The sequence below is a fragment of the Streptosporangiales bacterium genome (assembly GCA_009379825.1).
Classification (GTDB): domain Bacteria; phylum Actinomycetota; class Actinomycetes; order Streptosporangiales; family WHST01; genus WHST01.
On record WHTA01000007.1, the window covers coordinates 47,157 to 59,953 of the forward strand.

A 12,797-nucleotide genomic window follows, 5' to 3' on the forward strand; every position below is an offset into this window, starting at 1 on the left:
ACTGTGGCGAGGCGGATCAGGGTGGGTATCGACACCGGTGGCACGTTCACCGACGTGGTGGCCGTGGACGAAGACACCGGCGACCTCGTCGCCACGAAGACGCCGTCCACGCCGGCGGATCCCGCCGACGGCTTCCTCGCCGGGGTGCACAAGGCGCTCGGCGCGCTCGGTGCCGGCGCGGACGCCGTGCAGGCGGTCAGCCACGGCACCACCGTCGCGACGAACAAGCTGCTCGAAGGCAAGGTCACCGACCTCGGGTTCGTCACCACGGAGGGCTACCGGCACGTGCTGGAGATCGCACGCCAAGCGGTGCCCGACGGCTACGGGAACTCGTACTTCTGGGTGAAGCCGCCGCGGATCGTGCCGGTCGACAGGGTCCGTACGGTCGGCGGCCGGTTGGCGTACGACGGCAGCGAGCTGCGCCCGTTCGACGAGGCGCAGGCGGTGGAGGTGGCGCGCTGGTTCCTGGCGCAGGGCATCGACACCATCGGCGTGTGCTTCCTGCACGCCTACGCCAACAGCGCACACGAGCAGGCGATGCGCGACGTGCTGGCACGCGAGCACCCGGACGCGGTCGTGAGCATCTCCAGCGATGTGCTGCGTGAGTACCGCGAGTACGAGCGCAGCGTGACCACGCTCGTGGACGCTGCGGTCAAGCCGGACATCCGCGGCTACGTGGCGAACATCGAACGCAGGCTCGCCGGGCTGCGCGGCGAGCCGATCCCGTTCTACGTGATGAAGTCCAACGGCGGCGTGCTGTCCGCCGCCGAGGTGGTGCACCAGCCGATCAGCACGGTGCTGTCCGGGCCGGCCGCGGGTGTGCTCGGCGCCGCGCTCGTCGCGCGGCATGCCGGGTTCGGCTCTGTGGTCACCCTGGACGGCGGGGGCACCTCCACCGACGTAGCCGTGGCCGTCGACGGCGAGCCGGCGCTGACCACCGAGGGCAGCATCGGCACGTACCCGAGCAAGATCCCCATGGTCGACGTGGTGACGGTCGGCGCCGGCGGCGGCTCGATCGCCTGGATGAGCCCCGAGGGCACGCTGAAGGTGGGACCGCGGTCGGCGGGGGCGAGCCCGGGGCCGATCTGTTACGGGCACGGCAGTGCCGAGCCGACGGTCACCGACGCGAACCTGGTGCTTGGGCGCATCCCGCCGCACCTGCTCGGCGGTGAGATACCGCTGGACGCGGCGGCGGCCCGCGCCGGCCTCGCCGTGCTTGCCGGCAAGCTCGACCTCGGTGTCGAACAACTGGCCGACGGCATCCTCGAGGTGTCCGCGTGGAACCAGGCGAACGCACTGCGCCAGGTCACCGTGAAGCGCGGCCTGGACGTCCGCGACTTCCGGCTGGTCACGTTCGGCGGGTCGGGTTCGCTCGCGGCGTGCCGGCTGGTGGACGTGCTCGGCCTCGACGGCGTGCTGGTGCCGCGCAACCCCGGCAACCTGTCCGCGTACGGGCTGCTGACCGTCGACGTACGCAACGACTACGTGCGTACGTACGTGTGCCGCCAGGAACAGCTCGATCCCGCCGCCGTGCAGGCGATGTTCGCGGCGCTGCGGGCGGAGGCCGATGCCGCGCTGGCCAAGGAGGGTTTCCCCGAGGCACAGCGGAAGTTCGTCCGCACGGCGGACCTGCGGTACTTCGGCCAGGCGTTCGAGGTGCGGGTGGAGCTGTCCGACGGGCCCGTCGACGGCGCCCTGCTCGGCGCGGCCGCAGATCGCTTCCACGCCACCCACCGACAGCTCTACGGCTACGACTTCGCGCACGAGGAGCGGCAGCAGGTGGAGTGGGTGAACCTGCGGGTGACCGGTATCGGGCCCATCCGCCGGCCGGAGATCCCCGAGATCGCATCGGGCACCGGCGGCGAGGACGCCCGCACCGGCAGCAGACCCGCGTACTTCGGCGGCTGGACGGAGGCCGGCACGTACGACCGGGCGCGGCTGGGCGCCGGCGACACCGTGACCGGGCCTGCGGTGCTGGAGGAGTTCGGTGCCACCGTGCCCGTGCATCCAGGCTTCGTCGCCGAGGTCGACCGCTACGGCAACCTGCTCGTCGCCCGGGAGGCATCCTGATGCGGCAGCATCCGTACGGCTACCGGCTGACCGACCCCGCCACCGCTGGCGCGCCCGACCCGGTGCTGGTGGAGATCGTGGAGGGCTACCTGGCCAGCGTGGAGCGCGAGGTGGAGGCTGCGATCGAACGTACGTCGCGGTCGCCGATGATCAGGGACGCGCACGACTTCAGGGCCGGCATCCACGACCGGCACCTGCGCAAGCTCACCGGCCGGTCGTACTCGGCGCTCGTGCACCCGGTCGCCAGGGACTTCCCGCCGGAGACGATGCGGCCGGGCGACGTGTACTTCCACAACGACGTGTACCTGTCCGAGGGCGGCATCGGGCACCTGCCGGACCTGTGCGTCACGGTGCCCGTGTTCGCCACCGACGAGGCCGGCGAGCCGTACGTGGTGGCGTTCATGCAGGCGTTCGGCCACCACGACGACATCGGCGGCTCGGTGCCCGGCTCGATGCCGTCACACACGACGACGGTGTTCGAGGAGGGCTTGATGGTGCCGCCGATCAAGCTCTGGGACGCCGGGGTGCGCAACGACGCCGCCCTGCGCATCATGACCCGCAACTCGCGGATGCCGGACAGCCTCGCCGCCGACCTGGACGCCGAGTGTTCCGCCTGCCTGATGGGTGCGCGGCGGCTCGGCGAGCTGTTCGACAGGTACGGGGTCACGGCGGTGGAGGCGTGCTTCGACGCGCTGCTCGACAAGACCACGGAGACGTTCAGACGCGAGGTGCTCTCGCGCATCCCCGTCGGCACGTACGTGTGGGAGGACTACGCGGAGCACGACGGTGTCGACCCGCCGAAGCTGCACACGCAGCGCATCACGTTGACCAGGACCCCGGACGACGACGTCGACGGCGCGCGGCTGATCGTGGACTTCTCCGGCACCGCACCGCAGGCGAAGGGCCCGATCAACCACTGCGGCGACTACGCCGAGGGCGTGTTCCTGAAGAAGTGGCTCGCGCCGATCCTGCGCAACCTCGCGGACAGCCCGGAGCGGATGGCCGAGCTGGACGTGAACGAGGGCGTGGTGCCGCTGCTGGAGATGCGTTTTCCTGACAAGGGCACGTTGCTCACCCCCGTGTTCCCCGCACCGACGAACGCGCGCACCTTCGTCATCCTGCGCATGCTCGGCGTGCTCGCGGGTGCCGTCGCCAAGGCGGTGGACGGCGAGATGCCCGCCGACCAGGAGACCATCCGTTATACGGGTGTCTACGGCACCGACGCCGCGGGTGAGCCGTACCTGATGCGTGAGGTGCTCGGCGGCGGCTCAGGCGGACGGCCGTACGCCGACGGCGAGGACACCATCCACGTGGTGCCGGACTCGCGGAACCTGCCGACCGAGTTCGCGGAGAGCAGGTTCCCGTTCGTGGTCGGGTCGCTCGGTCTCGCCGTCGACTCCGGCGGCCCGGGGCTGCGCCGAGGTGGTCTCGGCTACGAGAAGCGCATAAGGATGCTGCGCGACGCGCACTTCATGTCCATCGCCGACCGGTCGATGTTGTCGTGCTGGGGCGTGAAGGGTGGCCGCGCCGGCCGCCCGTTCGCAGTGACCGTCGACCCCGCCGGCCCGAACGAGCGGCAGGTGGACGCGCTCGCGGACGCCGAGCCGGTGCAGGCGGGCGAGGTGATCAGGATCCGCACCACGGGGGGCGGCGGCTGGGGCGACCCGCTCGTCCGCCCGTACGACGACGTGCTGCGCGACGTGCGGTGGGGCAAGGTGTCGCTCGACGGTGCCCGCCGCGACTACGGCGTGGTGGTGACCGGCCCGGCCGACGCGCCGTCGCTGGACGAGCGTGCCTCCCAGCGGCTGCGGGCATCGCTGCGCTCCGAGCGGGGCGACCAGCAGCCGTTCTTCAACCGAGGATCCGGCTACGCCCGACTGGCCGGCGGCATCCCCGCGTCACCCGTCGACTGGCTGTAGCGGCGTCGATGGCCCGCTCGTGGCAGTGGATCCTGTGCCTCGTGCTGGGAGCGCGGCCGTCAGGGCACGACGACGATGCGGCCGCGGGTGGCGCCGGCTTCCAGCTGCCGGTGGGCGTCGGCGGCCTCGGCCAGCGGGAGCTCGGCGGCGACGCTGGCCCGTAGCACGCCGTCGGCGAGGCCACGGTTCACCGCTCGCGCGGCGTCGGCGAGGTCCGCCGCGCTTGCGTTGCTGATCACGAAGCCGCGCAGGCTCGCGTCGTTCACGTAGAGCTGCCCGATCGGCAGCGAAGGCAGCGCCTGCCTGCCCGCGATGACGATGAAGCGCCCGCCGCGGGCGAGCAACGGGAGGGTGTGCTCGAACGCGTAGTGCGTCGAGTTCTCCCAGAACACGTCGATGCCACCGGGAGCGGCGGCGGCGACCTTCGTCCACAGGTCGGGATCGCGGTAGTCGACGACCTCGCTCGCCCCGCACGCGCGACACCAGTCCGCGTCGTCGTCGCGTGCCGTGGCGATCACCGTCGCGCCCGCTGCCGCGGCGAGCTGCACCACGGCGCTGCCGACGCCACCGGCCGCACCGGAGACCAGGACGGTCTCCCCGTAGCGCAGCTGCGCCTCCCTGAACAGCCCGAGGTACGCGGTCGCGGCCGTGTGCAACAGCGCGACGGCGGGCACCGGTTCCACCCCGGCGGGCAGCAGGTAGAGGCGATCCCCAGGCACGTTCGCGTACTCGGCGAACGAGCCCTGCCGGCCGCCGTACCCGAGGCTGTTGCACCACACCGGCTCGCCGACGCGGAAGTCCGTGACGGCGGCACCGACCGCGGCGACCGTACCGACCAGATCGCGCCCCACCACGAACGGGAACGTCATCGGAACCGGGTACGTACCGGCGCGGACGAACGTGTCGACGTGGTTGACGGCCATCGCCTGCGTGCGCACGAGCACGTCGGTCGGACCTGGCGTGGGTTCCGCGAGGTCTCCGATGGTGATGTTCTCCGCCGGTCCGACCTCGGTGATGTACGCAGCCCGCATGACCGGCAATCTACCGACCATGCGGGATTTGCAGCATCCCGCGATCTGGGACCGAGCGCCCGCGGCGATCTGCATCACAGCGGAGACGGTCGCCCGGCAGCTAGCCTTGGCTCCATGGACGCAGCAACTGGGCCGCTTGCCGGGTACGTCGTCGTCGACCTGACTCGGGCGCTCGCCGGCCCGCACGCTGGCATGATCCTCGGCGACCTCGGCGCCCGCGTGATCAAGGTGGAGACGCCGGACACCGGTGACGACACCCGCGGCTGGGGTCCGCCGTTCGTCGATCCCGAGCAGCCGGAGGCGGGCCGCGAGTCGACCTACTTCTTGTCCTGCAACAGGAACAAGGAGTCGATCACGCTCGACCTGAAGAGCGAGGCCGGCAAGGCGACGCTGGCCCGCATGGTCAGCCGCGCCGACGTGCTGCTGGAGAACTTCCGCACCGGCGTGCTCGACCGGCTCGGCTTCCCGACCGACCGGCTGTTCGAGCTGAACCCGCGCCTGGTGGTGATGTCGATCACCGGCTTCGGCCACGACGGTCCTGAGGGTGGCCGGCCTGGCTACGACCAGATCGCGCAGGGCGAGGCCGGCCTGATGTCGGTGACCGGTTCCGGTCCTGACGACGTGCAGCGCGTCGGTGTGCCGATCGGTGACCTGCTGGCCGGCATGTACGGCGCGAACGGCGTGCTCGCCGCGCTGCTCGAGCGCGAACACACCGGGCGCGGCAAGGTGGTGCGTACGTCGTTGCTGGCCGCGATCGTCGGCGTGCACGCGTTCCAGGGCACCGCCTGGACGGTGGCCGGGAAGGTCGGCAAGGCCCAGGGCAACCATCACCCGTCGATCTGCCCGTACGGGCTGTTCCGCTGCCGCGACGGCGCGGTGCAGATCGCCGTGGGCACCGAGGGGCTGTGGCAGAAGTTCTGCACGGCCTTCGGCCTCGACCCGCAGGCGCCCGGCATGGCCACCAACAGCGAGCGGGTGGAGAACCGCCCACAGGTGATCGAGGCAGTGGAGGCGGCGTTCGCCGAGTACGAGGCGGAGAAGCTGCTCGCCGAGCTTGCCGGCGTCGGCGTGCCCGCCGGCAAGGTGCGCGGCATCGATGAGGTGTACGAGTGGGACCAGACGCAGAGCCAGGGGCTCGTCGTCGACGTCCAGCACGAGACGCTCGGCACCGTGAAGCTGCCCGGTCCACCGCTGCGCTTCTTCGACGCCGAAGGCGCGGAGACCACCCGACGTGTGCACGGTGCACCGCCGGTACTCGACTCCGACGGCACCCGCGTAAGGGCCTGGTTGGACGGCGCTCAGGACTAGTCCCGACCCGCGCGCGATGACGTACGCTGCGCGGATGCGAGTGCTGATCGCCCTCGGCGGCAACGCCATGACGGCGCCGGACGGGTCGGCGCGGCCGGACGACCAGATCGCCGCGGTCACCGGCGCCATGGAGCACGTGGCCGACCTGGTGGTCGCCGGGCACGAGGTGGCGCTGACGCACGGCAACGGCCCGCAGGTCGGCAACATCCTGGTGAAGAACGAGCTCGCCGCCGACGTCGTACCGCCGGTACCGCTGGACTGGTGCGGCGCACAGACCCAGGGCACCATCGGCTTCATCCTGCTCGACGCACTGCAGCGCGCGTTCTGGCTACGTGGTGTCGAGCGGCCGGTGGCCGCCCTCGTCACCCGCACCCGGGTGGACGCCGACGACCCGCTGCTCGTTCGGCCGAGCAAGCCGGTTGGCCGGTACCTGCCGTACGCGGAAGCCCGCACCCTGATCGAGCACGGCCAGAACTGGGAGGACCGGGGCGAGCGCGGTTGGCGTCGGGTGGTGGCGTCGCCGGAGCCGCGCGAGGTGCTCGACGCCGACCCGGCACGCGTGCTGCTCGACCAGGGCTACGTCGTGGTGGTCGGCGGTGGCGGCGGCATCCCCGTGGTGCACGAGTCCGGCGGGCTGCGCGGCATAGAGGCGGTGATCGACAAGGACCTCACCGCCGCGTTGCTCGCGCGGGCCCTCGGCGTGGACGCGCTCGTCATCGCGACCGACGTGGACCACGTGCAGACCGGGTACGGCACCGCGTACGCGCGTGCGCTGACCCAGGTGACGTCCGCGCAGCTGCGGTCGTACGCGGCCGCCGGCGAGTTCGCCGCCGGCTCGATGGGGCCGAAGGTCGAGGCGGTGTGCCGGTTCGTCGAGCACGGCGGCCGGCGGGCGGTGATCACCTCGCTCGCGCACATCGAGGACGCCGTGACGGGAGCCGCCGGCACCGTTGTCAGCTAGGGTATACAACTGTACAGTGTACGTATGAACACCCCTGCTGGCCGGGTCGGCCGGGCCAGGATCATGGATGCCGCGCTGCGCCAGTTCGCCGTCCACGGCTTCAAGGCCACGACGATCAGGAGCGTGGCCGCGGAGGCGGGCGTCTCGCCCGCGCTCGTACAACAGCACTACGGCACCAAGGACGGGCTGCGCGAGGCGTGCGACGAGCACGCCATCGGCACCCTGCTCGAGCAGGCCAGGCGCAGCATGGCGGGCGAGGCGGCGAACCCCGGGTTCGTCCCGACGATGTTCGAGACCAGCCGGCTCAGCACCGGATACCTCGCCCGCGCGCTCGTCGAAGGGTCCGCCGCGGCGGCCACGTTCTTCGACGAGGGTGCCGCGCTGACGGAGGAGTTCCTGACCGCCACCTGGCCCGAACGCTTCCCCGCCGGCTCCGCGCGGACGAGGGACGCGGCGGCCGTCATGGCGGCCATGCACGGCGGCACCCTCGTGCTACACGAGCACGTCTCCAGGCGGACCGGCGTGGACGTACTGCAGTCGGAGAACACAAGTCGGTTGGGTGCGGCCATCGGCGACGTGTACGCGGCCATGGGGGAGTTCCTGGCCTCCGGTGTCGGCGGCCAGCTCACCGAGGCGGTGCAGGCAGTTGCCGACGAGGAGCAGACGTTGGAGGGGGCAGGCGATGACTGAGGCGATTACCGCGACCGGCCTGGTGAAGACGTTCGGCGCCACACGCGCGCTGGACGGGCTCGACCTGGCCGTCCGCACCGGCGACGTGCACGGCTTCCTCGGCCAGAACGGCGCGGGCAAGTCGACGACACTGCGCGTGCTGCTCGGGATGGTGCACGCAGACGCGGGCGACGTGCAGGTGCTCGGCGGCGATCCGTGGCGCGACGCGGTCGAGCTGCACCGGCGGCTCGCGTACGTACCTGGGGACGTCACGCTGTGGCCCGGCCTGTCCGGCGGCGAGATCGTCGAGCTGCTCGGCCGGATGCGCGGCGGCGTCGACGCCGGGCGCAGGGACGAGCTGTTGCGGCGGTTCGACCTCGACCCACGGAAGCGGGCGCGCACGTACTCGAAGGGCAACCGGCAGAAGGTGGCGCTCGTCGCTGCCCTGGCCTCGGAGGCAGAGCTGCTGATCCTCGACGAGCCGACGTCCGGCCTCGACCCGTTGATGGAGTCCGTGTTCCGCGAGTGCATGGCCGAGGAGAAGGCGCGCGGCCGTACGGTCCTGCTGTCCAGCCATGTCCTCGCCGAGGTCGAGGCCGTGTGCGACACGGTGACGATCATCCGCGCCGGGCGTACGGTCGAGTCCGGCAGCCTCGCGCAGCTGCGCCATCTCACCCGCACCTCGGTGACGGTGGAGCTGGCCGGGTCGGCGCAACCGCTCGCGGCGACGGCCGGCGTGCACGACCTGCACGTCGACGGTGCGCGTGCGCACTTCGAGGTCGAGACTGAGCAGCTCGACAATGTTATGTACGTGTTGGCCACGAACGGGATACGCAACCTCGTGGTGCAACCCGCGACGCTCGAAGAGCTGTTCCTGCGGCACTACCAGGGCAGCGTTCCCGCGCCGGTGACGGCATGACCACCCTCACCGGGACGGCCGGCCTGGTGCGACTGATCCTGCGGCGCGACCGGTTCCTGCTGCCGCTGTGGTTGCTGCTGCCCCTCACCATCGTCCTCGGCCGCGCGGGCACCGTGGGAAGCACGTACCCCACCGCGCGAGCGCGGCAGGAGCGGTTCGAGCAGGTGCTCGACATCCCCATGTTTCTGCTCTTCCAGTCGCGCGCCTTCGACAGCACACCGGGAGCGTTGGTGGCGCAGGAGGCCTTTGCCGGCACGACCCTCGCCTGCGCGATCGGCGCGATCCTGTTCGTCGTACGGCACACGAGGTCCGAGGAGCAGGCCGGTCGCCGCGAGCTGCTCGGCGCCACGGTGGTCGGCCGGCATGCGCCGTTGACCGCTGCCGTGAGCGTGGTGACGGGCGCCGGACTCGTGCTCGCCGTCGTCATCGCGGGTGGTCTCGTTGCCATGCAGCTGCCGGTGCTCGGTTCTGTGACGTTCGCCGCGGTGGCACTTGCCGCAGTCGTGGTCGCGGCGAGTCTGGCGGCAGTGCTCGTGCAGGTGACCACGAGTGTGAAGCTGGCTGCGTTCGGCGCCATCGGTGTGTTCTACGTCGGCCATCTCGTCCGTGGTGTCTCGGACATGGGTGGGTCCGGGCTGGTCTGGTTGGGTTGGCTGAGCCCGAGCGGTTGGCTCGAACACGTCCGCCCGTTCGCCGGCGAACGGCTGTGGCCGTTCGCTCTCGTGGTCGCGTTCGCCACGGTGTTGCTGGCGGCCGCGTACGTGCTGTCGACCCGGCGCGACCTCGCGGGTGGCCTGCTGCCAGAACGACTGGCCGCCGGCACGGTGACGCCCGTGTTGCGCGGACCGCTCGGGTTGGCGTGGCGGCTGCACCGCGGCATGGCCGTCGGGTGGGCGACGGTGCTTGCCTGCTGTGCGCTCGGCACCGGCTATGCCGGCGGTGCGGGCGCGATGAGTGCGTACGCCAAAGGCGCGTGGCTACGGGAGTACGCCGCTGCGATGGGCGTCTCGCCGAGCGCGGCCTTCTTCGTCTACGTCGCGTTCCTGCTCGGCCTCATCGTCGCGTTCTACGCCGTGCTCACCACGTTGCGGATGCGTACGGAGGAGGAGCTCGGCCATGCCGAGACCGTGCTCGCTGCGCCGGCAGGCAGGACCCGGTGGGCGGCGAGCCATCTCGTGTTCGCGATGGCCGTGCCTGTGGTGCTGTTGGCGATCCTCGGTCTCGGCGCTGGCGTGGGTGGCGGCCTGAGCGCAGGCGACCTCCCCGGCCAGGTGGTGTCGATGCTGGGCCTGACGGTGGGCATCGCGCCGGCGATCTGGGTGCTGGTGGGCGTAGGCGTCGCCGCGTACGGCGTGTTCGGGCGTGGCACGGCGGTGATCGCCTGGTTGGCGCTTGCCGTGATGCTCGGCGTCGAGATCGCTGTGCACTGGGGCTTGCCGCAGTGGGTGTTCCGGTTGCTTTCGCCGTTCGCACACGTGAATCCGTTCTACGAGCGGACCGCGGTGACGTACCTCGCTCTGACGATGGTCGCCGCGGCGTTGACGGGCGTCGGGCTGTGGTCGTTGCGCCGGCGCGACATTGCATCTAGCTGAGCGCGGTGTCGGTGTGGTGGGCTAGGCGCAACCGTTCTTCGGTTCGTGACCACGGAGGGAGCCGTCGATGCCGGAAGCCATCGAGGTACGCAAGATCCCGTTGCACTCGGTCAGTGACGCGTCCGAGCTGGTGCGCCTGATCGATGCCGGTGTGTTCGACGCAGACCGGGTCGTCGCGGTGATCGGCAAGACCGAGGGTAACGGTGGCGTCAACGACTACACCAGGATCATCGCGGACCGCGCGTTCCGTGAGGTGCTCGAGGAGAAGGGCACCAGGTCGTCGGCCGAGGTCAAGCAGATACCCATCGTGTGGTCCGGTGGCACCGACGGCGTCATCAGCCCGCACGCGACGGTGTTCGCGACGCTCCCACCGGAACGAACCGTCGCGACCGAAGAACCGCGGCTGACCGTCGGCTTCGCGATGAGCGAGGAGCTGCTGCCCGAGGAGATCGGCCGCACCGGCATGGTCACGAAGGTTGCGGCGGCGGTGAAGGACGCGATGGCACGCGCGGGCATCAGCGATCCGTCCGACGTGCACTATGTGCAGACGAAGACACCACTGCTCACCATCGACACCATTCAGGACGCGAAGAGCCGCGGACACACGGTGTGGACGGAACACACGCTCGAGTCGATGGACCTGTCGAACGGTTGCACGGCACTCGGGATCGCGGTGGCACTGGGCGAGACCGAGCAACCTACCGACGACCAGGTGCTGCGTGACCGTTCGCTGTACTCGTCGGTGGCGTCGTGTTCGTCCGGGGTGGAACTGGACCGTGCACAGGTCGTAGTAGTCGGCAACGCGCGCGGCGTCGGCGGTCGTTACCGGATCGGTCACTCGGTCATGCGTGACGCGCTCGACACGGACGGTCTGTGGGCCGCCATCGAGGACGCGGGACTCGAGTTGCCGCAGCGTCCGCACCCGTCCGACCTGGACGGTCGGCTGGTCAACCTGTTCCTGAAGTGTGAGGCGAGCCAGGACGGCCGCGTGCGTGGCTGGCGTAACGCCATGCTGGACGATTCCGATGTGCATTGGCACCGGCAGATCAAGGCTTGTGTCGGTGGCGTGGCGGCGTCCGTCAGTGGGGATCCTGCGGTTTTCGTCTCCGTATCGGCTGCACACCAGGGGCCGGACGGCGGCGGACCGGTCGCCGCGATCGTAGATCTTGGCTGAGGAGGTCTGGTTCTTGCCGGCCGGATGTCTCGACATCTGGACGAGCTAGGGCGTAGTTGCGCTACCGTGGGTGCACTCGGTGCAGGCGACGGCCGGGTGATCGTGGATGCGTGACACAGCGCTACTAACGCCCTCGGCGGGGTTTCGTACCCTTCAACGTCTTGGTAGGAAGGACGCCAGAGCTTCAGCAAAGCTTGACGCCTCGTGCACCAGACCCGACTGGGCCGAGGTACTGGGGGACAGGGGGAAGTTGCCGTGAGAGGTGTCCGGGTTGATGCCCACGCTCACGTGTTCCGGTCGGTGACCGACGACTATCCACGTGGCGCGAACGAGATGGTCCCTTCGGACCGGGAAGCCAGCATCGAACAGCTGTCCGCGGAGATGGACACCGCGGGTGTGGACGCTGCCGTGCTGGTTCCGCTCGACCACCACGACCGTTACGTCGCGGAGGCTCTCGCGAGCGAGCCGAACCGCTTTGCGGCGGTCGGCGTTGCTGGCGCGGCGGTACTGGGCAAGACCGACGACGATCCGGTCGAGGTGCTGCGTATCAGGCGCACGCTGTTCCCTTTCCACGCGTTGCGGGCCAGCTGGTTGGGTGATGCCGAACGCTCGGTGAAGGAGTCACCCTTCCTGCCGGTCGCGGAAGCGTTGAGCGAGCAGGGCTTGCCGCTGTGGACGTACCTGCCGCCCGATCAGCTGCCGCTGCTCGAAGAGCTGGTCCAGGTGGTGCCAGACCTCGTCGTCGTGCTCAACCACATGGGGTTCTGCCCGTTCGAGAAGCGGGTGGACGGACACGGTCGGCCGTGGTTCCCGGACCCGTTCCCGCAGTCCACCCTGGCGGCGTTGCAGCGGCTGTCCGACGTCGAGAACGTGCACGTCTCGTTCGCGGGGCAGTACGCGTTCTCCAGGCAGCAGCCGCCGTACCAGGACCTCAACGAGGTCGTCGCGTCGATCGTCTCGTGGTACGGCGCCAGCAGGATGATGTGGGGCTCCGACTACCCGTGGATCGAGGAGGAGCCCGGCTACGGCGCCATGGCCGACCTGCCGCGCGCGTCCCTCCCGCAGCTGTCCCAGGCCGACCTGGCCGAAGTGAGCGGCGGCACGGCACTCCGCCTGTTCCCGCACCTGGCCGGCACCCTGCAAGCGGTCTGACA

The 12,797-nt window shown here is 70.5% G+C and carries 10 protein-coding genes; 9 read left to right on the forward strand and 1 reads right to left on the reverse strand.

The features are described 5' to 3' along the window. Positions 1-3: 3 nt before the first annotated feature. Together GEV07_05535 and GEV07_05540 are read left to right on the forward strand one after the other, a co-directional pair. Positions 4-2,070, forward strand: coding sequence for a hydantoinase/oxoprolinase family protein (locus GEV07_05535; GenBank protein ID MQA02196.1), 2,067 nt, complete (start codon positions 4-6; stop codon positions 2,068-2,070). Then, positions 2,070-3,989, forward strand: coding sequence for a hydantoinase B/oxoprolinase family protein (locus GEV07_05540; protein MQA02197.1), 1,920 nt, complete (start codon positions 2,070-2,072; stop codon positions 3,987-3,989). Before GEV07_05535 ends, GEV07_05540 begins: the two co-directional genes overlap by 1 nt. 59 nt (positions 3,990-4,048) lie before the next feature. Here GEV07_05540 and GEV07_05545 read toward each other — a convergent pair whose 3' ends face one another. After that, complete coding sequence (locus GEV07_05545) at positions 4,049-5,020, reverse strand: zinc-binding dehydrogenase (protein MQA02198.1); 972 nt, start codon at positions 5,018-5,020, stop codon at positions 4,049-4,051. Positions 5,021-5,134: 114 nt separating this feature from the next. Here GEV07_05545 and GEV07_05550 point away from each other — a divergent pair, with 114 nt between their 5' ends. The 7 genes from GEV07_05550 (at position 5,135) to GEV07_05580 (ending at position 12,795) form a co-directional block, all read left to right on the forward strand. Next, positions 5,135-6,328 carry a CoA transferase gene (locus GEV07_05550; GenBank protein ID MQA02199.1) on the forward strand — a complete coding sequence of 398 codons (1,194 nt, stop codon included), beginning with the start codon at positions 5,135-5,137 and terminating at the stop codon, positions 6,326-6,328. Between the two features lie 34 nt (positions 6,329-6,362). Continuing rightward, positions 6,363-7,289 (forward strand): carbamate kinase, encoded by a 927-nt coding sequence (locus GEV07_05555; GenBank protein MQA02200.1) that lies wholly within the window; start codon positions 6,363-6,365, stop codon positions 7,287-7,289. Positions 7,290-7,313: 24 nt separating this feature from the next. After that, positions 7,314-7,979, forward strand: coding sequence for a TetR family transcriptional regulator (locus tag GEV07_05560; GenBank protein MQA02201.1), 666 nt, complete (start codon positions 7,314-7,316; stop codon positions 7,977-7,979). Next, positions 7,972-8,877 carry an ATP-binding cassette domain-containing protein gene (locus GEV07_05565; GenBank protein ID MQA02202.1) on the forward strand — a complete coding sequence of 302 codons (906 nt, stop codon included), beginning with the start codon at positions 7,972-7,974 and terminating at the stop codon, positions 8,875-8,877. Before GEV07_05560 ends, GEV07_05565 begins: the two co-directional genes overlap by 8 nt. Beyond that, on the forward strand, positions 8,874-10,469 hold the full coding sequence (locus GEV07_05570; GenBank protein MQA02203.1) for an antibiotic ABC transporter: 1,596 nt from the start codon (positions 8,874-8,876) through the stop codon (positions 10,467-10,469). The genes GEV07_05565 and GEV07_05570 overlap by 4 nt, the downstream gene beginning before the upstream one ends. Positions 10,470-10,536: 67 nt before the next feature. Next, positions 10,537-11,643, forward strand: coding sequence for a ring-opening amidohydrolase (locus tag GEV07_05575; GenBank protein ID MQA02204.1), 1,107 nt, complete (start codon positions 10,537-10,539; stop codon positions 11,641-11,643). A gap of 204 nt (positions 11,644-11,847) precedes the next feature. Then, complete coding sequence (locus GEV07_05580; protein MQA02205.1) at positions 11,848-12,795, forward strand: amidohydrolase family protein; 948 nt, start codon at positions 11,848-11,850, stop codon at positions 12,793-12,795. The last annotated feature ends 2 nt before the right edge of the window (positions 12,796-12,797 follow it).

Excerpts from the sequence above, each read along its gene's own strand:
- GEV07_05540 (MQA02197.1), top strand. The coding sequence starts at position 2,070 with ATGCGGCAGCATCCGTACGGCTACCGGCTGACCGACCCCGCCACCGCT.
- GEV07_05545 (MQA02198.1), bottom strand. The coding sequence starts at position 5,020 with ATGCGGGCTGCGTACATCACCGAGGTCGGACCGGCGGAGAACATCACC.
- GEV07_05550 (MQA02199.1), top strand. The coding sequence starts at position 5,135 with ATGGACGCAGCAACTGGGCCGCTTGCCGGGTACGTCGTCGTCGACCTG.
- GEV07_05555 (MQA02200.1), top strand. The coding sequence starts at position 6,363 with ATGCGAGTGCTGATCGCCCTCGGCGGCAACGCCATGACGGCGCCGGAC.
- GEV07_05560 (MQA02201.1), top strand. The coding sequence starts at position 7,314 with ATGAACACCCCTGCTGGCCGGGTCGGCCGGGCCAGGATCATGGATGCC.
- GEV07_05565 (MQA02202.1), top strand. The coding sequence starts at position 7,972 with ATGACTGAGGCGATTACCGCGACCGGCCTGGTGAAGACGTTCGGCGCC.
- GEV07_05570 (MQA02203.1), top strand. The coding sequence starts at position 8,874 with ATGACCACCCTCACCGGGACGGCCGGCCTGGTGCGACTGATCCTGCGG.
- GEV07_05575 (MQA02204.1), top strand. The coding sequence starts at position 10,537 with ATGCCGGAAGCCATCGAGGTACGCAAGATCCCGTTGCACTCGGTCAGT.